Source organism: Roseobacter sp. HKCCD7870 (assembly GCF_037830315.1).
Classification (GTDB): domain Bacteria; phylum Pseudomonadota; class Alphaproteobacteria; order Rhodobacterales; family Rhodobacteraceae; genus M30B80.
On the sequence record NZ_JBBLYO010000002.1, the window covers coordinates 344,788 to 366,456 of the forward strand.

The 21,669-nt window shown below is 48.8% G+C and carries 22 protein-coding genes and 1 tRNA gene; 15 read left to right on the plus strand and 8 right to left on the minus strand.

Features of this window, described 5'->3' with window-relative positions; all coding sequences use genetic code 11:
• The first annotated feature begins 105 nt into the window (after nt 1-105).
• Genes AAC637_RS10120 through AAC637_RS10130 form a run of 3 tightly spaced genes read left to right on the plus strand, consistent with a single transcriptional unit; the run spans nt 106 to nt 2,290 of the window.
• Nucleotides 106-585: a PaaI family thioesterase gene (locus AAC637_RS10120; protein ID WP_340303458.1), complete on the plus strand. Its 480-nt coding sequence runs from the start codon at nt 106-108 to the stop codon at nt 583-585.
• Entirely contained in the window at nt 585-977 is a 393-nt protein-coding gene (locus AAC637_RS10125; RefSeq protein WP_340303459.1) for a PaaI family thioesterase, read from the plus strand. The genes AAC637_RS10120 and AAC637_RS10125 overlap by 1 nt, the downstream gene beginning before the upstream one ends.
• Nucleotides 974-2,290 carry an MATE family efflux transporter gene (locus AAC637_RS10130; protein WP_340303460.1) on the plus strand — a complete coding sequence of 439 codons (1,317 nt, stop codon included), beginning with the start codon at nt 974-976 and terminating at the stop codon, nt 2,288-2,290. Before AAC637_RS10125 ends, AAC637_RS10130 begins: the two co-directional genes overlap by 4 nt.
• On the opposite strand, the gene AAC637_RS10135 is transcribed toward AAC637_RS10130, so the two are convergent.
• From AAC637_RS10135 to AAC637_RS10145, 3 genes are read right to left on the minus strand one after another with little or no spacing between them, the layout of a single operon-like run.
• Entirely contained in the window at nt 2,287-2,622 is a 336-nt protein-coding gene (locus AAC637_RS10135; RefSeq protein WP_340303461.1) for an ArsC/Spx/MgsR family protein, read from the minus strand. The two genes, AAC637_RS10130 and AAC637_RS10135, sit on opposite strands and share 4 nt — an antisense overlap.
• A complete protein-coding gene (locus AAC637_RS10140) occupies nt 2,613-3,665 on the minus strand; it encodes a quinone-dependent dihydroorotate dehydrogenase (protein WP_340303462.1) in 1,053 nt (350 codons plus the stop codon). The genes AAC637_RS10135 and AAC637_RS10140 overlap by 10 nt, the downstream gene beginning before the upstream one ends.
• Before the next feature lie 19 nt (nt 3,666-3,684).
• Nucleotides 3,685-4,023, minus strand: a complete 339-nt coding sequence (locus tag AAC637_RS10145) for a DUF952 domain-containing protein (protein WP_340303463.1) — start codon at nt 4,021-4,023, stop codon at nt 3,685-3,687.
• A gap of 89 nt (nt 4,024-4,112) precedes the next feature.
• On the opposite strand from AAC637_RS10145, the gene AAC637_RS10150 reads away from it, so the two are divergent.
• The 4 genes from AAC637_RS10150 to AAC637_RS10165 all read left to right on the plus strand — a co-directional run bounded on the left by AAC637_RS10150 (nt 4,113) and on the right by AAC637_RS10165 (nt 7,042).
• A tRNA-Gly gene (locus tag AAC637_RS10150) sits at nt 4,113-4,186 on the plus strand.
• Between the two features lie 306 nt (nt 4,187-4,492).
• Nucleotides 4,493-5,275: an SDR family NAD(P)-dependent oxidoreductase gene (locus AAC637_RS10155; protein WP_340303464.1), complete on the plus strand. Its 783-nt coding sequence runs from the start codon at nt 4,493-4,495 to the stop codon at nt 5,273-5,275.
• Entirely contained in the window at nt 5,275-6,279 is a 1,005-nt protein-coding gene (locus AAC637_RS10160; protein WP_340303465.1) for a four-carbon acid sugar kinase family protein, read from the plus strand. The genes AAC637_RS10155 and AAC637_RS10160 overlap by 1 nt, the downstream gene beginning before the upstream one ends.
• Before the next feature lie 34 nt (nt 6,280-6,313).
• Nucleotides 6,314-7,042 (plus strand): FadR/GntR family transcriptional regulator, encoded by a 729-nt coding sequence (locus AAC637_RS10165; RefSeq protein WP_340303466.1) that lies wholly within the window; start codon nt 6,314-6,316, stop codon nt 7,040-7,042.
• A 182-nt stretch (nt 7,043-7,224) separates the two neighbouring features.
• On the opposite strand, the gene AAC637_RS10170 is transcribed toward AAC637_RS10165, so the two are convergent.
• From AAC637_RS10170 to AAC637_RS10185, 4 genes are read right to left on the minus strand one after another with little or no spacing between them, the layout of a single operon-like run.
• Complete coding sequence (locus AAC637_RS10170; RefSeq protein ID WP_340303467.1) at nt 7,225-8,346, minus strand: iron-containing alcohol dehydrogenase; 1,122 nt, start codon at nt 8,344-8,346, stop codon at nt 7,225-7,227.
• Between the two features lie 13 nt (nt 8,347-8,359).
• Nucleotides 8,360-9,262, minus strand: coding sequence for a dihydrodipicolinate synthase family protein (locus AAC637_RS10175; RefSeq protein ID WP_340303468.1), 903 nt, complete (start codon nt 9,260-9,262; stop codon nt 8,360-8,362).
• Nucleotides 9,259-10,206: a 4-hydroxythreonine-4-phosphate dehydrogenase PdxA gene (pdxA, locus tag AAC637_RS10180; protein ID WP_340303469.1), complete on the minus strand. Its 948-nt coding sequence runs from the start codon at nt 10,204-10,206 to the stop codon at nt 9,259-9,261. The genes AAC637_RS10175 and pdxA overlap by 4 nt, the downstream gene beginning before the upstream one ends.
• A complete protein-coding gene (locus AAC637_RS10185; RefSeq protein ID WP_340303470.1) occupies nt 10,203-11,351 on the minus strand; it encodes a sialidase family protein in 1,149 nt (382 codons plus the stop codon). Before AAC637_RS10185 ends, pdxA begins: the two co-directional genes overlap by 4 nt.
• A gap of 237 nt (nt 11,352-11,588) precedes the next feature.
• On the opposite strand from AAC637_RS10185, the gene AAC637_RS10190 reads away from it, so the two are divergent.
• Nucleotides 11,589-12,482 carry a DMT family transporter gene (locus AAC637_RS10190; protein WP_340303471.1) on the plus strand — a complete coding sequence of 298 codons (894 nt, stop codon included), beginning with the start codon at nt 11,589-11,591 and terminating at the stop codon, nt 12,480-12,482.
• Between the two features lie 11 nt (nt 12,483-12,493).
• Here the strand turns inward: AAC637_RS10190 and AAC637_RS10195 are convergent, their stop codons facing one another.
• The gene (locus AAC637_RS10195; protein WP_340303472.1) at nt 12,494-13,399 is read right to left on the minus strand and encodes a LysR substrate-binding domain-containing protein; all 906 of its coding nucleotides are present in this window, start codon (nt 13,397-13,399) and stop codon (nt 12,494-12,496) included.
• A 194-nt stretch (nt 13,400-13,593) separates the two neighbouring features.
• Here AAC637_RS10195 and AAC637_RS10200 point away from each other — a divergent pair, with 194 nt between their 5' ends.
• From AAC637_RS10200 to AAC637_RS10230, 7 genes are read left to right on the plus strand one after another with little or no spacing between them, the layout of a single operon-like run.
• On the plus strand, nt 13,594-15,090 hold the full coding sequence (locus AAC637_RS10200) for an ABC transporter substrate-binding protein (protein WP_340303473.1): 1,497 nt from the start codon (nt 13,594-13,596) through the stop codon (nt 15,088-15,090).
• The gene (locus AAC637_RS10205) at nt 15,077-16,060 is read left to right on the plus strand and encodes an ABC transporter permease (protein WP_340303474.1); all 984 of its coding nucleotides are present in this window, start codon (nt 15,077-15,079) and stop codon (nt 16,058-16,060) included. Before AAC637_RS10200 ends, AAC637_RS10205 begins: the two co-directional genes overlap by 14 nt.
• A gap of 4 nt (nt 16,061-16,064) precedes the next feature.
• Nucleotides 16,065-16,982 (plus strand): ABC transporter permease, encoded by a 918-nt coding sequence (locus AAC637_RS10210; RefSeq protein WP_340303475.1) that lies wholly within the window; start codon nt 16,065-16,067, stop codon nt 16,980-16,982.
• Nucleotides 16,979-18,610, plus strand: coding sequence for an ABC transporter ATP-binding protein (locus AAC637_RS10215; protein ID WP_340303476.1), 1,632 nt, complete (start codon nt 16,979-16,981; stop codon nt 18,608-18,610). Before AAC637_RS10210 ends, AAC637_RS10215 begins: the two co-directional genes overlap by 4 nt.
• Nucleotides 18,611-18,627: 17 nt before the next feature.
• The gene (locus AAC637_RS10220; RefSeq protein WP_340303672.1) at nt 18,628-19,566 is read left to right on the plus strand and encodes a 2-hydroxyacid dehydrogenase; all 939 of its coding nucleotides are present in this window, start codon (nt 18,628-18,630) and stop codon (nt 19,564-19,566) included.
• On the plus strand, nt 19,563-20,612 hold the full coding sequence (locus AAC637_RS10225; protein WP_340303477.1) for a DUF475 domain-containing protein: 1,050 nt from the start codon (nt 19,563-19,565) through the stop codon (nt 20,610-20,612). The genes AAC637_RS10220 and AAC637_RS10225 overlap by 4 nt, the downstream gene beginning before the upstream one ends.
• A gap of 1 nt (nt 20,613) precedes the next feature.
• On the plus strand, nt 20,614-21,639 hold the full coding sequence (locus tag AAC637_RS10230; protein WP_340303478.1) for an Ldh family oxidoreductase: 1,026 nt from the start codon (nt 20,614-20,616) through the stop codon (nt 21,637-21,639).
• Nucleotides 21,640-21,669: the final 30 nt, after the last annotated feature.

Consider the following 21,669-nt stretch of genomic DNA (forward strand, 5'->3'; position numbering starts at 1 on the left):
TGATCGCAGCTTATCATAGAATTGGTATCGATGTAATTTGCGCATTGCCGCGGGCACGCGCCGCGCGTTAGATGGTGCAGACCATTAACCTCAATTTGTTGGATTATGCCCGTGCCCTCCGACCAGTCGGATACCCTCCATGTCGCGCAAAGTTTCATCACGCAACTGTCCTATGCGGCGGCGTTGCAGATGAACATTGTTGCCCTTGGATCTGGGGCTGCGGCGATGACGATGCGGGTTCTGCCTGATCTCTGTGATGCGGTGGGGGCGCTGCATGAAGGCGCACTCACGGCGCTGATGGACACCTGTGCAGGCACGGCAGTGGTGGCGCATGACAGCAAACCCCTTGCGACCGCGACCTTAGATCTGCGCCTTGATGTGATGGGCCAGAGTGCAAAAGGCACAGTTCTGGCCAAAGCGGAGTGTTACGCCATCAGGGGAAATGTGGCCTTTGTCATTGTGGCGGCCACTGATCAAGAGACAGGCGCGCTTTTGGCCAAAGCCAGCGGAAGTTTCACGGTCGAATATGGGCCAGAGGGCAAGGGTGTCTTGGAGATGGTCAACCCGCAAAAGAGGCAGGGCTGATGCAGCAGATTTTGAACCAGCTGCCCTATGCGCGGTTTTTGGGCCTAGAGGGCCAAGAGGGCGGGGTGATCAAATTGCCTTATCGTGGCGTTTTGATTGGCAATCCGATTTTGCCCGCGCTGCATGGCGGGGTTACAGCATCGGTGCTGCAGATCGCGGCGCAAACCCATGTTATAGATGCGCTCTCTATCCCGCTGACAAGCCCGCCAAAGTTGATTGATTTCACTGTGGATTATTTGCGCCGCGGCCTGCCCGAAGATGGGTTTGCCAAGGCGCAGCTGACCCGCGCGGGGCGCCGTTTTGCCTCGATCTCGGTCACGATGTGGCAAGGTGATCCAGACACCCCCATTGCCGCGGCGCATGGCCATTTTGCCTTGGTGACAGCCCCATGAAGGATCAGACCCCGCCCTTGACCCATGAGCGGGTGTTGCGCATCGCCGTGCCTGTGGTTTTGTCAAACATCACAGTGCCGCTTTTGGGTTTGGTCGACACGGGCGTTGTCGGCCAATTGGGTGATGCGGCTATGATCGGCGCGGTGGGCTTGGGTGCGATATCCATGACCACTGTATTTTGGATTTTTGGGTTCTTGCGCATGGGCACTGTCGGTTTGGCCGCGCAGGCCCATGGGGCAGGGGATCAGGCAGAAATCTCGGCTTTGCTGTCGCGTGTTTTGATGATTGGCGTGGTGGCTGGTGTGCTTTTGATCCTGCTGCAATCGGCAATTTTCGCGGCTATTTTTGCGATAGCCCCCGCAAGTGATGCGGTCGAGGCTTTGGCGCGCGATTACATGGCAATCCGCATTTGGTCTGCCCCCGCTGCAATCGCGATTTATGGCATCACGGGGTGGTTGATTGCCGCTGAACGCACAGGCGCCGTGTTCGTTTTGCAGCTCTGGATGAACGGGTTGAACATCCTGCTGTCAGTGGGGTTCGTGTTGGGTTTGGGCTATGATGTCGATGGTGTGGCCGCGGCCACGGCCATTGCAGAATGGTCGGGCTTGGCGCTTGGGCTTTATCTGTGTCGCGCGGGATTTTCGCAGGCTGCATGGCGCGATTGGCCGCGCGTTTTTGATCGCAGGCGGCTGTTGCATATGGCGCAGGTCAACACCGATATTTTGATCCGTTCCGTCTTTCTGATGGCGGGGTTTACCTCATTTATCTATATCGGCTCGGATTTCGGGGATACGACCCTCGCTTCCAATCAAATTCTTATGCAATTCATCCATATTACCGCCTATGGGTTGGATGGGTTTGCTTTTGCCGCCGAAAGTCTTGTTGGAAAATCCTTAGGGGCCAAAAACCGTGCCGCCTTGCGCCGCAGCGCCATGATGACGGCGCTTTGGTCGGGCGGTGTGGCGGTGGTGATGGCCGCAGCTTTTTGGGTCTTTGGAGGCGAGATTATTGATATTCTCACAACTGCGCCCGAAGTGCGAATTGAGGCGCGTGATTACCTGTTTTGGATGGTGCTTGCACCGCTTGTTGGGTTTCAAGCATGGATTTTGGACGGGATATTCATTGGCGCAACCCGCACCCGTGACATGCGCAACATGATGGCCCTGTCTTTCGCAGGCTATGTGATACTGTGCCTGACGCTGATGCCCACCTATGGAAATCACGGGTTATGGGCCGCGTTGTTGGGGATGTTCATCCTGCGCGGTCTCAGCCTTGGGGCGCGCTATCCCGCACTTGAGCGCAGCGCGACCTAAAGCAGCCTGAGGATGTTTTCAGGCGGGCGGCCAATCGCGGCGGCGGTTTCACTGATCAAAACAGGGCGTTCAATCAGGCGCGGATCATCGGCCATGGCAGCTAAGATTGAGGCCTCATCCGTCAAATCCACCCCCGTTTCGCAGGCCTCTTTTGCGCGGATCAGATCGCGGGCAGGGCGGCCTAGTTTTGCGATCACTAGGGCCAGTTCAGCATGGGTGGGCGCGGCGTCAAAATAGGCGCGCGTGTCAAACTCGATGCCCCTCTCTGTCAGCAATGCCAAAGCCTGACGGGATTTCGAACAGCGTGGATTATGCCAGAGGGTCAAAGCCATGCGTCAACCCCCGTGCCGATGGCAGATTGCAAACTGTCATGGCCATCTTGCGCAAGAGCGGCGTCAAGACCTTGAAGGATATCGGCAACCAAACCCATACCCCCATAAACAAGCCCCGTGTAAAGCTGCACCAAATGCGCGCCCGCTTTGATCTTGGCATAGGCTTGATCCGCATTGGCCACGCCCCCCACACCAATCAAGGCAATCTTGCCGCCTGTTTGCTGCGACAGTCGTGCCAGAACTTGGGTGGATCGCTCGAACAAGGGCTGCCCTGAGAGGCCCCCTGTTTCGCGCCGATGGCGCCCGCGCAACCCCTCGCGTGAAATGGTGGTATTGGTGGCAATGATCCCCGCAAGCTGCATCCGCAAGCCAAGCTCTGCAATGGCGTCAATCTCGTCATTGGTCAGGTCAGGTGCAATTTTCACAAAGAGGGGCACGGGACGGGCGAGATCAAAATTCGCATCCATTACCCCTTGCAACAAGCGCTCAAGCTGGTCTGCGGCCTGTAGGTCGCGCAGGTTCTCGGTGTTGGGCGAGGAGATGTTGATCGTAGCAAAGTCGATCAGCCCCCCACAACGGGCCAAAACCAAAGCGTAATCTGCCGCGCGATCCGTGCTGGTTTTATTGGCGCCCAAATTCAAACCCAACGGAATGCGATGGGGGCGGTCGGCCAGACGTTTGGATGCAGCCTCCATGCCTTCATTGTTAAAGCCAAAGCGATTGATCACCGCGCGGTCACGCGGCAGGCGAAACACGCGGGGTTGCGGGTTTCCTGGCTGCGCCTGTGGCGTTATTGCCCCCACCTCAATGAACCCCAACCCTGTTTCCATTAAGGGCGCAATTGCGGTGGCATTTTTGTCAAAGCCCGCCGCAAGGCCAAGCGGGTTTGGGAAATTCATCCCCGCCACAGTTGTTGCCAAACGTGAGGTGGTAATTGGCCCTGTTTTGGGGGCAAGCCCCATCTTCAGCGCGGTCAGCGCAAGACCATGCGCGCGTTCAGGTGAGATCAGGCGCAAGGCGGCAAGGGCGGCTTTTTCAAACATCAAATATCCTAATCTCTCATCACCCGTTCAAATCGGGCAGAATGTGAAGACCATTTTCAAGCGTCAAATCATGATGCCATAAAACCCCGTCAAAGGGCAGCTTGCCATATAAATGTGGGAAAAGATCGCCGCCGCGCGACACCTCCCACCGCAGGGCATCGCCAAAGGCACCGGCGTCATAGGCGGCAAGGATCAAACCTTCGACAGCTGAAAAATGCTTAGCCAAGGTTTCGGCCACCTGCGCTGCGGTCGAGAAATGGATATAGCCATCGGCCTGATCAATCGGCGCGCCAAGGGTTTCTTTCTGGGCGCAAAGCGCGTCCCATTCGGAAGGGCGGAGAATTTTGAATATTAACATATGTGTGATGTGCGGAAATCCGCATCATAGGTCAAGGCTCATTCATCCTTGACGAAAACGGGGCGATGACTTACCCAACATTCCAGCGCGCGGGTATGGTGTAATGGTAGCGCCCTAGCCTTCCAAGCTAGTCGTGCGGGTTCGATTCCCGCTACCCGCTCCAAGCTTCTTTCTCGACTATTGATGTATTATGTCTTCTCTAGAGGCAAATAACAGCCGTTTTCAAAAATATTAGATTTGGCTGAGTTAGTTTGAGTTATCGATTTCAAATTCTAAAGTACTGGACAATGATGTCGCTCAAGGGTGGTAATCTTGGCCTTTCAAAGCCTGCTCTAGTGCAAATCTGCATCTACTAGCAAAACAATAAAATTTGTCATGCCTTGTTCAGAAGATCTCGTGTTGCTTCTCCAAGTAAATTTATTGCTTTTATTCTTTGTCGATTGCGATATGGCGCTCAGTATGATTTTATTTGACAACAACTTTAGAACAACTTTGTTTAGAGTGTGTCGTGCTATTAGGAAAAACCGCCATTGTTACCGGAGCAAGCCGAGGTATCGGTAGACAAATCACCATTGCTTTAGCGCAGGCAGGTGCTGATGTCGTCGTACAAGGTCGCAGCGAGGACACGTTAAAAAATTTGCAGGAGGCTGTTGTTCAAATGGGCCGGACAGCAGCGATTGTAATTGGTGATGTGACGGAAGTCCAAACTGCTGCTGAAACGGTGAGGGTAGCTGAACAAATAAGGGGTCCGATTGACATTTTGGTCAACAATGCAGGCATGAATAGCCGTTCCTCGACACTCGATATGGCGTTGGAGGACTGGCATAGAGTAATTGATGTAAACCTCAACGGCACATTGCATTTTTGTAGGGCGACGCTGCCAAAAATGATTGCTCAAAAATATGGTTCTATTGTGAATGTAAGTTCAACAACTTCAAAAACCCCACATCGCAACGCAGCTCCATCTTATGGAGCTTCAAAGGCAGCCGTTAATTACTTGACTATGCATTTGGCTCAAGAAATGGCCCAGTACAATATTCGAGTTAACGCGGTATGCCCCGGTCCAGTAGAAAGTGACATGACTGCAGAATGGAGTGAAGAATATCGCCAAGCTACTTTAGCACGTATTCCTTTGGGCCGGTTGGGAACGCCGCAAAGTATTGCGGAGATAGTACTTTTCCTGGCTTCCGACATGTCCAATTTTGTCACTGGTGAAACGATTAATGCGAATGGCGGGACGTATATGAATTGATGAGCAACAAGCTGGTTATTATCGCGGATGATTTAAGCGGTGCACTTGACACTGCTGCCCCATTTTCTTCCGCTCCAGGCGGGGTGGTAGTTTTCACTAAGCCTAAGGCGATGCGGAATATAATTAATGAATCTGTGTTAAAAGCTGATGTCATCGCAATCTCCACCCGATCCCGCGAAATGAGTGCTGAGGCCGCGCGTGCTGCAGTTGATAATTTGTTAAAATACGTGCCAAAGGGAGTTCGTATCTTCAAGAAGATCGACTCAAGGATGAAAGGTAATATTGAGGCTGAGCTCGATCCTTTAAAAGGAGACATGTTAGTTGTTCCCGCCGTCCCAGAATTTGGACGAGTAGTATGCGAGGGGCAAGTGCAAGGATTTGGAGTTCCTAAGCCTATTTCTATTGCGGAACGACTTGGCTCACATGCTGCAAATTCGCTAATTCCTGATACGAAAACATGTGAAGATATCGCTTTTGCTTTGCGCAGTGTGGATCACCGTTTGATGGTTGGCGCGCGAGGCCTAGCCTTGGCATTGGCTGCCCAAATGGGTTTAGATGAGACACGGTTACCCATCAAGCTTGACCGGCCCTTGGTAATTTTGGTTGGCTCAACGGATAAAATAACGCTCAATCAGGTGACCAAGTTGAGAGAAGCCTGCCCAAGTTTGCGGTACGTTGCCGCTTATCTGGGAGAGATCCCCAATGTGGATGACGAAATTGCAAATTTGACGCTCGTCCAATCCCTTCATGGCCCCAAACAACTAATGTTAGAGGACGCTTCAAAACAATTTGCAAAAGCTGCAGTGAGTTGGATAAAAGATGCCCCTTCGATATTATGCACTGGTGGAGCGACTGCAGAGGCCATGCTGGACGTAATGGGCATAGAATGCCTGCATTTGTTAGGTGAGGCCTTGCCGGGATTACCAGTAGCTCGAGCCGATAATCGTTTAATTGTTACCAAATCAGGAGGATTTGGGGCCCCTGATTGTTTTTTGCATTTATAACGAAAGTTATTAATCGTCCTATGAGGAAGAGTTGATGACCAATGAAGTAAAAAAACTCGGTCGTAGAAGCCTCTCAGACACAGTGTTCGAACATCTTTTTCGAGCAATTAAGTCCGGTGCTTATTCTGAAGGAGAGAGGTTGCCAACCGAGCACGATTTGGCATCAGAATTTCAAGTCTCACGTCCTATCGTAAGAGAGGCATTACAGCGTCTAAGAGACCAGGACTTAGTTTCTTCAAGGCGCGGGGCGGGTAGTTTCGTTCGTAACTCAGGTTTGCGCAATCCGTTGGGATTTGGCGCCGTTGAGAGTATAGCTGATCTGGAACGGTGTTACGAATTTCGTATAACAATGGAGTCAGAGGCCGCACGCCTTGCAGCTGAGCGGCACAATGAAAGGTCTTTGGCGCAGATAAAAGACGCCTTAGACTTGCTGCGTGATGCGACGTTGCGACAAAGGCATCGCGAAGACGCAGATTTTTCGTTTCATTTGGGCGTTGCGAGAGCTAGTGACAATCAATATTTCGTAACAGCAATGGAAGCGCTAAAAGACCATATAGCAGTAGGAATGCAGTTCCACGGTCAATCTCTTAAGAAATCACCAGATGGTCTCAACCAAGTTTACGAAGAACACCTAGCTATTTTTAACGCAATACGAACAGGTCAATCGGCCTTGTCTCGCGACTTAATGTTTGTTCATCTCTGTGGGTCGCGTGACCGTTTGTTTCAAGGTCGTCGTACGCGATCTTTTGAGAACAAAAATTAATTATTTTTCGGCACATGATGCACTTTAAAGTGAGGCAGTACCGCTGGCCTTGCTGCCCTAGAACTTACTGGCGCCATGTCCTATCTAATTCGATACATCGTCCAATGCTTATTCTACTCTAACCAAAAAATAATCCTTGGCGTTTTACCAATTGGATACAAGTATGGCTTGGATAAAGGCGGTTAAAAAGCCGCTTTGTAAATATCTTCAGCTTGATCAATAGACATGTCTCGCGGGTTATTATCCATCAAGCGGCGAATACCATGCGCTTCCTCAGCCCAAGCCCGTAGGACAGTGGAGCTGATGCCATAGTTTTCTAATGACATGCTGATCCCAAGTTGTGTGCAAAAACTGTGCGCTTGTGCCAACACCTCTGCTTGGTCGTTGCATTCGGAAAGTCCAAGCAGGTTTAAAATTTCTTTAGTTTTTGCAGTTTCAACAGGAGTGTTGAAGGCGAGCACATGGGGAAAAATTATTGCGTTGGATATGCCGTGCGGTAGGCCGGCGTGAGATCCCAAAGGATAGGCGAGCGCGTGCCCTGCTGCCGTGTTAACTGGGCCAAGACATAATCCACCATAAAATGATGCGAGCAACATGCCCGCTCTTGCCTCAACATCAGCCCCGTCTTGCACCGCACGTATCAAAAACTTTCCGGCAAGCCTCATACCCATTCGGGCAAACTCGTCAACTACTGGATGTGAGTTGATATTTGTAAAAGCTTCGACGCAATGTGCTAGAGCATCAACTCCCGTAGCAGCTGTTACGGCAGGCGGTAGGCTCATCGTTAGATCTGGATCGAGTACCGCAAGATCTGCGCGCAAAAAGGGACTTTCTACGGCCATTTTCGCATTGGTTTTGCTATTGGTGATCAGTGCCCGAATTCCACTTTCAGAGCCGGTACCTGATGTGGTAGCAATTAATGCTAAAGGTGAACTCTTGCCGGAAATTTTGTTGGGGCCCACAACTTCATCTAATGTTTGATTGGAATTCCAGAGTGCTGCCACAAGTTTAGCGACATCCATTACTGAGCCACCGCCTAAACCGACCACCAAATCTGGACGAAAGTTACGGGCTGCCTCCATTGCCGCATTCAGGTCGATATCTTTAGGCTCAGGATCGATGCCCTCAAAAATCTCCACATCACCTGATAATTGTAACTTGCTCACCATGCTGGCTGTGATCGGTTGCGCCAAAATGAAGATACGCATTCCTTTACCAGCCCAATGCCCAACCTTGGCTGAGGCGCCTTTGCCGATTTCGATTTGAGAAGGTAAGTGCAGCGAAATGGAACGTGAAATATCCATAGGTATTCTCCTCCTAACTCAGGCGATCCATTTCTGTCCATATATCTGCGCGCTCTGCTTCCGTTAACTCAACGAGAGGAGGCATTAGATTGAGCCAACCAATATCTCCTCGCGAGCGAGCGAGCATCGTTTTAACGGTTGGAAGCTGGACATAACGGTTGGTGAGTGACCTCCAGTCATTGATCCGGGCTTGTGCGGCTTCAACGTCATTAGCGCGGAGCGGATCGTTCCAGAAGTCCCAGACCATACGGAGGTCGTTGGCGCGTAAATTGGAAGTTGCAGTGATGCACCCAGCACCGCCAATTTTTAGCAAGGGAAGCATTAGAGGGTCAGCGCCTGCCAGTACTGCCAAATCAGGGAAACGCTCAACCATGCTATTCATATTCTTCAGATCGCCTGAGCTATCTTTGATTGCGACAAATGTTCCGGGATAGGCGGTCATTAAGCGCTCAATCAAATCGTGCGACAGCGGGATTTGAGTGACCTGAGGGATATGATAAAAAACTACTTTTAGGGCCTCTGCGCCGACACCTTCAACAATATGAGAGTAGAAGCGATACAAACCTTCGTCACTTACGTTTTTGTAATAGTAAGGTGGGAGTAACACTACGCCTTTCACCTGATTTTTCACTGCATGCTTGGTCAAAGTCAAAGTGTCAGACGTTGAGGGCGCAGAGGTGCCTGGTAAAAGTGCCTCTGCGGGCACGCCATCTGATAAAATATAATCCAAAAGGGATTGGCGATCCGAAAGGCCAAAGCTATTCGCTTCTCCAGTGGTGCCTAATATTGCTACGCCATGGCAACCCTCACTCAAGAGAGATTTGCAGTGATTGCTGAAAAGCTCAAAATTAGGGCTGCCGTCAGCGGTTACCGGGGTAGCCGCAGCGCAGTTAACGCCCTGGATTGTGAATGTCATCGGTTTAGCCCTGTTCTGAGTTTTCGCGCGTAGGAAATAGCTTCGATCATATTTGAGTGGTCTGCTATGCCTTTCCCTGCAATGTCAAAGGCGGTGCCATGATCTACTGAAGTGCGGTCTATGGGTAGGCCGAGCGAAACATTCACAGCGGTATCAAAGGCCACTAATTTCACAGGTATGTGTCCTTGGTCATGATACTGAGCCACCACTAAATCAAAGGCGCCATTGTAAGCGCGATGGAATACTGTGTCCGCGGGAATTGGACCGCACACGTTGATCCCTTCTTTTTGTCCAGCTTCTACCGCTGGAAGAATGTTGATCTGATCTTCATTGCCAAAAAGACCTCCTTCGCCGCAATGTGGGTTAATACCTGCAACTGCTATTCTCGGATCTTCGTAACCGAGGCGTTTAAGATGCTTATCGCCAATGCGAATTGTTTCTAGAATTGATGTAGGGGTTGCTCGCGAAATTGCGTCTTTTAGAGAAACATGTGTGGAATTGTGAATGACTTTTAGTCGTTCAGATGCAAGTATCATCCAAGCTTTTGGCGTGTTCGTTAGATATGCCAACATGCCCGTGTGGCCATCGTAATGATGACCGGCAGCATTCAAAGATGCCTTGTTTAATGGTGCAGTTACTATGCAATTGATTTCACCGGCTAACGCGGAGTGAACTGCTGCTTGCATGTTCCGAAATGCTGCGTCACCACCGCGGGCATCTTCTTTTCCAAATATCAGTGGCGCATCTTGTACAGGGATGTCGGTAATCGAAATATCCGATCCTAGCTTTAGGTTCATTCCAAGAATTTCTTGAGCCGCTGAAAGAGTTTTGACGCATCCAAAAATTCGTGTGCGAGCCCTTTCTGACGCATCCATATCTGCCACTGCTCGCAGAGTAATTTCTGGGCCTACTCCTGCCGGATCGCCGATTGTGATGCCTATCATTGTTGATCCAACCAATCTTTGGTCAATCTTACGTGTTTGATAGCACGGCGATGATATGTGTAGGCTAGGTCTAGAGAGCCATCTGGCCCCTCGAGTAGTGCGGGATAGGACATCTCCTGATTTTTGCCGTCTATACTATTATTCGTCAAACATGTGCCCGGCCCGTCTTCTACAACTATGCGCTTGGGAAACGTGTGACCGCCATCTATAGAAAAGCATATTGATAAAGGTCCTCGCGGCACGCCCCATATGGGATTGCAGCCACCCTCGGCTTGCGGTCGATTGTCATCCTCACCTAGTTCATCATACAAGCCCTCACGCCGAGCGTTTGGATGCATAGCTGCATTTACTGGATTGCATGCTATCGCGATGCGCCCATCAGACATTGTAATTGGACAAATTGATGAATTGTTATTGGGAACATCCGTCGCTTTAGGCACGGACCAAGTTTCGCCACCGTCAGTGCTCTCGGTTCTATATATGAAATCAGCCTGTCGGCGGCGAAAAAAAGCAGCAAAGTGATCAGATGTTAATCGTACCAATGTCATGTGGACGCAGCCGATTGAACCTGGAACGTCTACCTCTCTCCAAGTTTTGCCTTTGTCGGCGCTGATCGCTAGTGCAGCTGTGTCATGACTGCCTGTCCATCTGTGTCCAGGACGCGGCACGCAGCGGAAGAGTGGTAGCAGCCAAGCACCATCCTCGCGAACGGTTAACGCACCGCGAATAAAGGTGCCTTTGGGAAGTGGGAGCACTACGGCTGCCTCACCTGCCGCGCGCATACACACGACGCATTCATCTTGGTTTCCACCTGGTTGCGCTGTGTTTAAAATTAATTGCTGCCCGTCCATGGGATCAAACTGAATAGGATTTTGCTCAGATCTTAAGGGGTCATCGGTTAATTGTTCAGCGCGTGACCAGACATTGTGTTTAAGTGTCGAGCGCCAAATTGAGATATCAGACTTTCCTTCTAATGAGCCACCAAACCACAAGCAGTTTAAGCCATGAGAGTTGCGAGATAAAAATGCTGCGTGGTTTTGCACAGTTGCAGCGGGCAGCAGTGCTTCGAAGCGGCCAGGGACGATCTGTTTTAGTCGGCCATCCATTGCGGAAGCAATTTGCTCTGGTGTCGTCAGCTGCAACATTTCTTCAATCCGTTCAAAGTCATATGAGCTAATATGGAATTTTTTTTACAAAAGTTGTCAAGTTGAAAGTAATCAAGTGTAGCTATAAAAATGACTTTTTTTTCATTTAACATATTCAAATTAAATAATAATTTTATCAAATTTTTGAAGCGCTAAAATTCCGAAAAGAATCTATTTGACATTTTATGGTGCTCTGTCACCCTTTGGTTGTTACGGCGCATTGGGAGCGTACAGCTAATGTCAACGCTGTTGAGGGGTGCATTTAATTTGGATCCAAAAGCTATTTTAGCCGTTGGGCTAATGGCGCTGGTGGCAGTGTTTCAATCAGTCGATGCTGTTATCGTGCGGCAGCTATCACCTCAGGTGCATCCATTTACCATCGGATTTGGCCGTGCATTTTTTGGGCTTTTGGTTGTATTGCCGTGGATATTAACTAAGCCGATTATACTGCGCTCGAACTACACTTACTTACACATTTTGCGCGCAGCCCTCAAACTTGGTTCGCTTGTCGCGTTCTTTGCGGCGTTTGCCTTGGCGCCCCTTGCAGATGTTACTGCGATTGCCTTCACGTCACCAATTTTCGTGACAATAGGATCGTGGCTTTTTCTGGGTGAGCGACCCCGACGCATGCGCATATTCGCAGTCATACTTGGTTTTTTCGGAGTAATTTTTGTATTACGTCCTGGCCAACCAGAAGTGCCCGCTGGGATAATTTTTGCACTCGTAGGCGCTGTCCTAATGGCAATTATCCAACTGATCTTAAAACCAATGTCAGCTCGAGATTCGACTGAAACACTTGTAGCATGGAACCTCATTATCACGGCTCCACTTGCAGCAATCCCACTCATTTGGTTCTGGGATAACCCAACGGCTATGGAGTGGTTGCTGCTCGTCATCCAAGGCGTTCTTGGTGCTGCCAGCATGGCGCTTATCACCTACGCATTTTCAATTGCAGAAGCGACTTTGATAGCTCCGCTCGATTTTTTACGCTTACCGCTTGTTGCTTTGGCGGCCTGGTTTGTCTTCGGCGAAAGTGTACCAGTAACCACCTGGGTGGGAGGGTTTGTAATTTTTGCAAGCACGCTGCTTATGGCGCGCAGCGCTTCAGCTCCATTGAGAAAGTCTTTGTAGTGCACAAAATATCAATAACTTTTCTCAAAAATATCACATATGCAACGGGCTACTCGGTCGTGCATGAGCGAGTCCCTAGCCGTATTGTAACTCAAGTAAATTCTTGGGTTGAAACGGGGATCGATGTCGACTTCTCGGTAAACGAGATTGGCCATTTGCAATTTGCGCGCAGAGCTAGGGACCAGCGCAATGCCAATTCCCTGATTAACCATGGCAAGCATTGTCTGAGTTTGACTAACCTCAAGTTTTATCTTTGGGGCGATGCCCTCCGATATAAAGAGTGTGTCGTGCAAATTTCTCAAAAAGCCCCCGCGATCCGAAGAATAGCCTACAAAGCTAGTGCCACTAATATCCGAGACCTTCACATTCGGCGCCACAGCCAATGGGTGGGTTTTGTAAATAGCGAGATGAAACGGCTCGTTAATGATCTCGATAGATTTGACGGATCCATCCTCAGACGGCGCGCGGGTCAAACCGAAGTCCACAATACTAGACCGAAGCGCTTCAACTATTTCGTAGCTCATCATCTCCATTGGTCTGAACTGGATATATGGAAATTTTATGGCAAGCGTCTCCGCTATGCTTGGGACGACATCTACGCCCGCGGACGGCACGAACCCCATGACAATCGATCCAGCTTCACCTCTTGCCGCTTGTTGAGCTTTGAGCACGGCGTGTTCACTTCTTTGAAGAATGTCTTGAGCACTAAAAAAAAGACTTTCACCGCCCAGGGTAAGGCATACGGTTTTGTTGTTGCGCTCAAAAAGTTTCACACCGATGGCATGCTCAAGCAATTTAATGTGTCGGCTAAGCGGTGGCTGCGTCATGTTCAGGCGCTTAGCGGCTCGCGTGAAATTAAGTGTTTCAGCCACGGCAACGAAGCATCTGAGCTGATTTATTTCAATAGTTCTCCTCATCGGGGCAGACCTCTACAAATGAGTGATGCGCGCAAAGTAATGATACCTTTTTTGTATCACATCAAATCACATTTGAAATATAAAAGCGGATCGCAGCCGTTAAATTCAAATGTAGACAATCTCGTCCATATGGGGGGGATATAACGAAAAGCAGTCCGCGAAACTGCTTAAACCGGGAGATTGGGAGGACCAAAATGACCCAGAAAATAGGCCGTGTCGTAGCGGCGATTATTGCTACAACAATTGCTAGTCAGGCTCTGGCAGAGGACTTGACAGTCGTTCTGTCTGAAGAACTTGATATTGTGGACCCTTGCGAAGCTTCACGCTCTAACGTTGGACGTGTCGTATTGCAGAACATCGCTGAAACCGTCACGGAAATGGTGCCCGGTAGCGGGCTTCAGCCGCGCTTAGCAATAAGTTGGGAAGATCAAGGCGGCGGTACTTGGCGTTTTAATCTTCGTGAAGGCGTGACTTTCTCGGATGGATCAGCTTTTGACGCTAACGACGTTGCTCATTCGATTGCAAGAATTAAAAGTGAAGCGATCTCTTGCGAAATCGGAGCTAAGTATTTTGGCGGTATTGAACTGGAAACCAACGTGATCGACGATAACACTATCGAGATTACGGCTGACCCGGCTCAACCCATTTTGCCGCTCCTAATGTCTACCGTGACCGTTGTTTCTTCGGATACGCCGATGGACTCATTTGTTGACAGTCCAATTGGCACTGGTCCCTATACGTGGGATGAATATGTGCGCGGACAACACATTAAATTGTCAGCACGTGGTGACTATTGGGGTGACGCACCAACTGTAACCAATGCAACTTACATATTCCGTTCAGATAGCGCAGTTCGGTCTGCCATGGTGGCAGCCGGTGAAGCAGATATTGCTCCTAATATTGCGTTGCAAGACGCCAATGATGCATCAATGGACTTTAGCTACCCGAATTCCGAAACAGTGTACATGCGCCTTGATCATGATACTGCACCGTTAGATGATCTGCGGGTACGACAGGCTCTCAACCATGCCATTGATAGAGAGGCTTTCGTTGGCAGCATTCTTGCAGATGGTACGTTGCTCGCAACGGGCATGACGCCTCCATCCACATTAGGATACAATCACGACCTTAGTCCCTACACATATGACGTTGAGCGTGCACGCGCCTTATTGGCTGAAGCGGCCGCAGATGGTGTGCCAACAGACACTGAGATTACTCTGATCGGGCGCATCAATAACTTTGCCAACGTCCAAGAAACTATGGAGGCTTTACTGGCGATGTGGCAAGATGCCGGCTTTAACATGAGCCTGCAAATGTTTGAAGTTGCTGAATGGCTAGAGCATTACAGCAAACCTTTCGCTGATGGTCGTCCACCGGAAATTGTCGAAGCGCAACACGACAATGCTAACGGTGATCCAGTATTTTCAATGTACTTTAAGTATGCCTGTGAAGGATTACAGTCTGGCCTGTGTGATCAGAACCTCGATGGTATGATCGCCGATGCGACTGCTGCGACTGGCGCAGAGCGCGAAGCTTTGTGGAGCGATACATTTAGTTACATCCACGAAAACGCGGTTGATGTAATGCTGTTCCACATGGTTGGTTTCAGCCGAGTAAATACTCGTTTGGACTTTACGCCTACAATCAAGACGAACTCTGAGCTTCAGCTGGCTCAAATTGAGTTTAATTGACAATGTCATTTCTGGGGGCGGCAATCCCGCCCCCAGACCAAATCTCGGTGCACTTATGAAGTCTTTTATTGGAAAGCGCGCAATCACGAGCGCCATATCCTTAGTCGGTTTGATTATTCTAGTATTTTTTCTTTCTCGTCTCACGGGTGATCCGACTGATCTCTATCTTCCATTAACGGCCAATCAAGAGGCGCGAGATAACTTTCGAGCAATACATGGTCTGGACCAACCTCTGATTGTTCAATTTGGTAAATATCTCACTGACCTAAGCCATTTAGATTTTGGAATGTCTATTCGACGGGCTGAACCTGCCATTGATGCTGTTCTAAGGGGGTTTGAATGGACGCTATGGTTAGCAGTAATCACCATGACCTTGGTAACGGGTGCAGCACTGCTAATTGGCTCGCTTGCAGCTTTTCGAGTGGGGGGCGTTTTTGATCGAATTGCAACATTTTTTTCATTGATTGGTGCAAGCGCGCCCGACTTTTGGATTGCAATTGTGGCAATCGTAATTTTTTCGGTGAACTTAGGCTGGGTACCAACATCCGGGACTGGAACATTCTGGCATTGGATTATGCCGATCGGGGTTTTGTTTATTCGACCTTTTGGTTTGATACTGCAAGTTGTCCGTGGTTCGATGATCAGCGCATTGAGCTCAGCCTACGTGAAAACTGCCAGAGCGAAGGGCGTAAAAAATGGTCCAATCATATTTATTCATGCCCTCCGTAATGCCTTGTTACCGGTAATCACTGTTATTGGAGATCAAGCAGCAGCATTACTGAACGGAGCTGTGATTGTTGAAACTATTTTTGGGTTTCCTGGTGTCGGTAAATTGATGATTGACGCAATTATGCAGCGCGACTTTCCGGTGGTTTTGGCTGCAATTTTTGTCACTGCACTTGCAATCTTCATAATGAACATCGTGATAGATCTGCTTTACGCGTTTCTTGATCCGAGAATTAGGTACTGAGTTTATGGACGAGCTACCAAAAGGTTTCGCAACTAATAATCCGCGCCCGTTTGTTCAAATAGCGATGATGCTGTGGCGCGATAAACTTGCCTTTTGCGCGGCGATTTTCATAAGTCTAGTGTTGATCTGCACGGTCTTAGGGCCGATTTTTATGGAAGACATAGCAACCAAACAGAACCTAAGAGGGCGTAATGCAGCACCTTTCGATTGGTCGCAGAATTGGGTCTTTTGGTTGGGTGGAGATGCGCTTGGCCGCCCTCTTTTGGCCAGGATCATAGTGGCGTCTCAAAATACGATAATGGTGGCGTCTGGCGCCGTTGCATCGTCATTAATTATCGGTACGACATTGGGCCTCATAGCTGGTTACACATCTAAGACCGCGAGTCTTTTAATTATGCGACTTGCCGATATTATTATGTCTTTTCCGTCATTGCTTTTGGCTGTCATCGTTCTTTACATGCTAGATCCGGCAGTCGGCAATTTGATAATAGTTTTAGCTATTACGCGGATTCCAATTTACCTTCGTACAAGCCGTGCGGAAGTTTTGGAAATTCGCGAGCGTATGTTTGTACAAGCAGCCAGAGTTATGGGTGCTTCAACTAACCGGATTGTTTTTCGTCATATATTACCGGTAGTTGCTCCTACGCTAATAACGATAGCGACTTTAGATTTTGCTTTCGTGATGTTAGCTGAAAGCTCTCTATCGTTTCTAGGAATTGGTATACAGCCTCCAGAAATTACTTGGGGTTTGATGGTGAGCCAAGGGCGACCATACCTGACAACTGCCTGGTGGTTAAGTTTTTGGCCGGGTTTGGCGATAATACTAACAACTCTAAGTCTGAACCTGTTATCCAACTGGATGCGCACTGCACTGGACCCGGTTCAACGCTGGCGACTCGAAATATCGAGGGGTAAGAAATGACCCACCTCCTCGAGATCCAAAATCTAAGTGTCAATTTCCATACCGCAGGAGGCACTGTTCATGCCGTTAGGGATGTAAGTTGGCATTTAGCACGTGGAGAAACCCTTGCCATCCTGGGCGAAAGTGGCTCAGGAAAGTCGGTCTCCGCTTTGACTGTAATGGGCCTTCTAGACACTCCGCCAGCCGAAGTCATATCGGGCACAGTTCTATTCGAGGGCCGTGACCTTCTTTCGATGCCTAGTCAAGCACGCCGTGCATTGAATGGGACTCGCATAGCAATGATTTTTCAAGATCCACTTAGTCATTTAAATCCAGTTTATAGTGTCGGATTTCAAATTACTGAGATCATGACTGCCCACGGAATGTCCAAAGTCGATGCAAAGGAACGGACACTTAAACTACTCGAGCGGGTTGGCATTCCTGATGCCAAAACAAAGATCGATGCTTATCCGCATCAATTCTCTGGCGGGCAACGCCAACGTTTGATGATCGCTATGGCGTTAGCATTGGAGCCGGACATTTTGGTTGCTGATGAGCCTACAACCGCGCTCGACGTTACAATTCAGGCACAGGTCTTGTCATTGCTAAAAGAACTTCAGGCTGAGACTGGCATGGGGTTACTAATGATTACGCATGATCTTGGTGTTGTTGCTGAGATGGCAGACCGGGTCGTGGTTATGAATTCAGGTGAAATCGTTGAAGAGGGTAAGGCTGCAGATGTGTATCGTAATCCAAAACACCCTTATACCAAAAAACTGATAGCGGCTGTCCCGGGCAAAGGTGCAATCACAACACATTTAAATGAGGGTTTGAAGCCGATATTAGAAGTTAATAACCTATCAAAAAAATACGGTGAGTTTGTGGCCGTCAGCGGACTCAACCTGACGGTTTTTGAGGGTGAAACGTTAGCGATTGTTGGGGAGTCTGGATCAGGAAAATCAACTTTAGCCAAGACCATATTGCGCCTTGAAGATGCCACCGACGGAGAAGTCCTATACGAAGGCCGTAATCTTTTAGAAATGCCACCAAAAGAATTATTTGGCCTGCGTCGTGATATTCAGATGGTGTTTCAAGATCCGACGCAGTCCTTGAATCCTCGAATGACAATTTACGAAATAATTTCGGAAGCTTTCGTCATACATCCACAAATCTGTCCCAGGGACATGTGGCGTTCAAGGGTAATGGAGCTTTTAGGTCAAGTTGGTCTTGAAGCTGAACACATGCACCGGTTTCCTCATCAATTCTCCGGTGGTCAACGACAGCGTATCGCGATTGCTAGAGCGCTGGCGCTTGAACCTAAGCTAATTATTTGTGACGAAGCAGTGTCCGCGCTGGATGTGTCAATTCAGGCGCAGATAATTACGCTTTTAGAAAAGCTACAAATTGACTTGGGACTAAGCTATTTATTTATCGCACATGATCTTCCATTGGTGAGAGACTTCGCTCATCGTGTTGTAGTAATGCGTTCAGGCAAGATTGTTGAGCAAGGCCCAGTATCTCAAATCTTTGATACCCCTCGAGAAGAATATACCCGTGATCTCATAGCCTCTTCACTTCATCCCGACCCATCAGTGCAGGCCGAACGACGCAGTGCGCGACTGTCACGAAAGGAGGTGGCGCAGTGGTAAAGCCAGAAGTCCTTTTGATGTGGCCCACGCGGCCAAACGCGATGGCCCAGTTAGAACGCTTATACCAATTACGCAGATATGATGAAGCCGAAGATAAAATGGCTTTCTTAACTAAGTACGGGCCGTCCTGTTTAGCTGTAGCCACTAATGGCCATGTTGAGCTATCTGAAAAACATCTCCAGCACCTTTCTAGCATAGGGATTGTTTCTAGCTCCTCTGCAGGATTTGAGAAAATTGATACGAAAGCTCTACAAAGTCGCGGGATCCTATTAACCAACACATCCATAGCCCTTCGAGATGATGTCGCAGATGCAGTTATAATGCTGACTTTGGCATGTCGCAGGCAATTAGTCGCGGCGCATAATTACGTGCAGATGGCTGATTGGGGTGTCAAAGGTATGTATCCTTTAACTTCGGGTCTCCGCGGGAAGCGTGCTGGTATATTTGGGTTGGGCTCAATTGGCCAAGCTATTGCCGACCGTTATTCAGTTATGGGGCTAGAAATCGGTTATCATTCCCGTACACCTAAAGCCAACAACTATACCTATTTTTCAAGTTTAAAAGAATTATCTATGTGGTCAGACATACTTGTGGCCGTTGTTCCGGGGGGTGCCGAGACAAAAGGGGTCATCGACCATGATGTATTACGAGCTTTAGGTCAATCAGGCACCTTTATTAATGTTTCACGCGGAAGTGTGGTGAATGAGACCGCATTAATTACGGCCCTAGAAAAAGGATGGATCGCTAATGCTGGATTAGACGTTTTTTGGGATGAGCCTACACCAAATCCAAGACTAACAGGCGCACCGAATGTGACCCTTTATCCACACCACGCTAGTGGCACTGCTGAAACGCGTGACGCGATGGCCCAGTTGATGGTCGACAACCTTAAGGCATTCTTTAATGGAGAGAAGGTTTTGACCCCGGTTTACGAGCTTACAGAGGCTGTAAAATGAAACTAGCGGCTACATTAATGTATCTCAGATGGCCTATCATTTTAACAGCTTTTGGCCTCCTGCTTGCTTTCTGGTTGGGGCTGAATACCACTAGCACTTTTTCTGGTGGCATGTCCTTTCTCATGATTGGTGCACTACTGGCGGTGTTAGAAATTTCTTTAAGCTTTGATAATGCAATTGTTAACGCAAATAAGCTAAATGGTATGACGCCCAAATGGCAGCGTCGTTTCCTTACCTGGGGGATCCTGATAGCAGTATTTGGAATGCGAATTATATTCCCACTGGTGGTTGTGGTTGTCGCAGCCAAAATCGGACCAGTTGCAGCTATCATCTTAGCTGCTAGTGAGCCTCAAGAATACGCTCGTATAATGGACGAAGCACACCTTTCGGTTGCTGCGTTTGGCGGTACTTTCTTAATGATGGTTTCTCTATCTTATTTTATAGACAAGAATAAGGATATAGATTGGCTTCACCCAGTAGAATCCTGCCTTAGATCTCTTTCTTCGATCCGCGGTTTTGAAATAGCAATTGTTGTTTTTACAGTACTTGTTTTTTCCTGGTTTTTACCCAGTCCAGATAGTTTAGATTTTTTAACCGCATCAGTTTGTGGATTACTAACCTTTCTGGCAGTAGATTATTTAGGGAAGTTATTAGATTCAGAAGGCGAGGTGGGGAATTTAGTTGCGCGAGGAGGTCTAGGAGCATTTCTCTATCTCGAGGTGCTCGATGCAAGTTTCTCATTTGATGGTGTTATCGGAGCCTTCGCTCTAACACAAAATTTGTTCCTAATTGCAATTGGTCTTGGTATTGGAGCTTTCTATGTGAGATCTTTGACGATTATGCTTGTTGAGCGTCGAACACTCACTCATTTCCGTTATCTCGAACATGGCGCATTTTACTCAATACTGGCTCTTTCCTGTTCAATGTTCGCTCAATCTTTGTGGCATGTACCGGAGCTTTTTACAGGGCTCATCGGAGCAGTGTTGATTGGCCTTTCACTTGTTTCGTCCATCCGTTTCAACTCGAAACTTAAAAAGGTCACCTAGCATGACTGATTTAGTGGTCCCACCCAAAGAGCTTAATGATGTTATCGCCAATTGCCTCCGCGATGCAGGTTTACAAAGTGATATGGCAGAGGACACAGCCAAAATTTTAACGGAGGCAGATCTCCTTGGCCACAGAACACATGGGCTGGCGATGGTGCCTACTTACTTGGATTGTTTGGGTGATGGTTCAATGGCGAAATCCGGGCAACCAGATGTTCTGAATGAACGGGGCGCTAGTGCTTTATGGGATGGCCATAAAATAGCCGGGGCTTGGCTCGTGTTGCGTGCTATTGAAGAGGCCGAGAACATGGCTCTCGTCTATGGTACTGGTACTGTTGTTATCAGGCGCAGCTTTCATATTGGTTGTCTCGCATCTTATCTAGAGGCTGTCACACGTAAAGGCTTGGTTTTGTTGCTGCAAACTTCAGCGCCTCACGCTGCTACGGTTGCTCCTCATGGCGGCAAATCAGCAGTGCTTTCGCCAAGCCCGTTGGCAATAGGATATCCAACGGATGGAGAACCTGTTTTAATCGATATATCGACTTCCGTTACTTCCAACAGTTTTGTCCGTAAACATGCTCTTGAAGGGAAGAAACTTCCATCCCCTTGGGTGATCGCTCCAGATGGTACTGCCACATCTGATCCAAGTTTAAGCGAAATAATTTTGCCGCTTGGAGGTCTCGATGCCGGTCACAAAGGTTTCGGAATGGGGCTAATGGTCGAGGCGTTGACCGCGGGTCTGTCGGCGACTGGTCGAGCTGAAGTAAGTCCTAGAATGGGTGGTACCGTTTTTGTGCAAGTTGTGGATCCGTCTGCTTTTGGTGGAGTTTATGAATTTGGGACGGTCATGGGGCACGTTACTCAAATGTGTCGTAGCGCTGATCCTATCGATCAAGCTTCACCAGTTAGAATGCCAGGGCAAGCTGCGCTTCAACGAAAATCGCTACATCTGAAGAATGGGGTAACAGTTGATGCAGATTTATGGAGCGCAGTGAGCCAATTATCAAATTCCTCAAAAAAATCATAATATTTTACAATAAAAATTTAAAGGGAGACC

Bases quoted from the DNA above. Each gene is read 5' to 3' on its own strand.
- AAC637_RS10120 (WP_340303458.1), top strand. From the start codon at position 106: ATGCCCGTGCCCTCCGACCAGTCGGATACCCTCCATGTCGCGCAAAGT.
- AAC637_RS10125 (WP_340303459.1), top strand. From the start codon at position 585: ATGCAGCAGATTTTGAACCAGCTGCCCTATGCGCGGTTTTTGGGCCTA.
- AAC637_RS10130 (WP_340303460.1), top strand. From the start codon at position 974: ATGAAGGATCAGACCCCGCCCTTGACCCATGAGCGGGTGTTGCGCATC.
- AAC637_RS10135 (WP_340303461.1), bottom strand. From the start codon at position 2,622: ATGGCTTTGACCCTCTGGCATAATCCACGCTGTTCGAAATCCCGTCAG.
- AAC637_RS10140 (WP_340303462.1), bottom strand. From the start codon at position 3,665: ATGTTTGAAAAAGCCGCCCTTGCCGCCTTGCGCCTGATCTCACCTGAA.
- AAC637_RS10145 (WP_340303463.1), bottom strand. From the start codon at position 4,023: ATGTTAATATTCAAAATTCTCCGCCCTTCCGAATGGGACGCGCTTTGC.
- AAC637_RS10160 (WP_340303465.1), top strand. From the start codon at position 5,275: ATGAGCAACAAGCTGGTTATTATCGCGGATGATTTAAGCGGTGCACTT.
- AAC637_RS10165 (WP_340303466.1), top strand. From the start codon at position 6,314: ATGACCAATGAAGTAAAAAAACTCGGTCGTAGAAGCCTCTCAGACACA.
- AAC637_RS10170 (WP_340303467.1), bottom strand. From the start codon at position 8,346: ATGGATATTTCACGTTCCATTTCGCTGCACTTACCTTCTCAAATCGAA.
- AAC637_RS10175 (WP_340303468.1), bottom strand. From the start codon at position 9,262: ATGACATTCACAATCCAGGGCGTTAACTGCGCTGCGGCTACCCCGGTA.
- pdxA (WP_340303469.1), bottom strand. From the start codon at position 10,206: ATGATAGGCATCACAATCGGCGATCCGGCAGGAGTAGGCCCAGAAATT.
- AAC637_RS10185 (WP_340303470.1), bottom strand. From the start codon at position 11,351: ATGTTGCAGCTGACGACACCAGAGCAAATTGCTTCCGCAATGGATGGC.
- AAC637_RS10190 (WP_340303471.1), top strand. From the start codon at position 11,589: ATGTCAACGCTGTTGAGGGGTGCATTTAATTTGGATCCAAAAGCTATT.
- AAC637_RS10195 (WP_340303472.1), bottom strand. From the start codon at position 13,399: ATGAGGAGAACTATTGAAATAAATCAGCTCAGATGCTTCGTTGCCGTG.
- AAC637_RS10200 (WP_340303473.1), top strand. From the start codon at position 13,594: ATGACCCAGAAAATAGGCCGTGTCGTAGCGGCGATTATTGCTACAACA.
- AAC637_RS10210 (WP_340303475.1), top strand. From the start codon at position 16,065: ATGGACGAGCTACCAAAAGGTTTCGCAACTAATAATCCGCGCCCGTTT.
- AAC637_RS10215 (WP_340303476.1), top strand. From the start codon at position 16,979: ATGACCCACCTCCTCGAGATCCAAAATCTAAGTGTCAATTTCCATACC.
- AAC637_RS10220 (WP_340303672.1), top strand. From the start codon at position 18,628: ATGTGGCCCACGCGGCCAAACGCGATGGCCCAGTTAGAACGCTTATAC.
- AAC637_RS10225 (WP_340303477.1), top strand. From the start codon at position 19,563: ATGAAACTAGCGGCTACATTAATGTATCTCAGATGGCCTATCATTTTA.
- AAC637_RS10230 (WP_340303478.1), top strand. From the start codon at position 20,614: ATGACTGATTTAGTGGTCCCACCCAAAGAGCTTAATGATGTTATCGCC.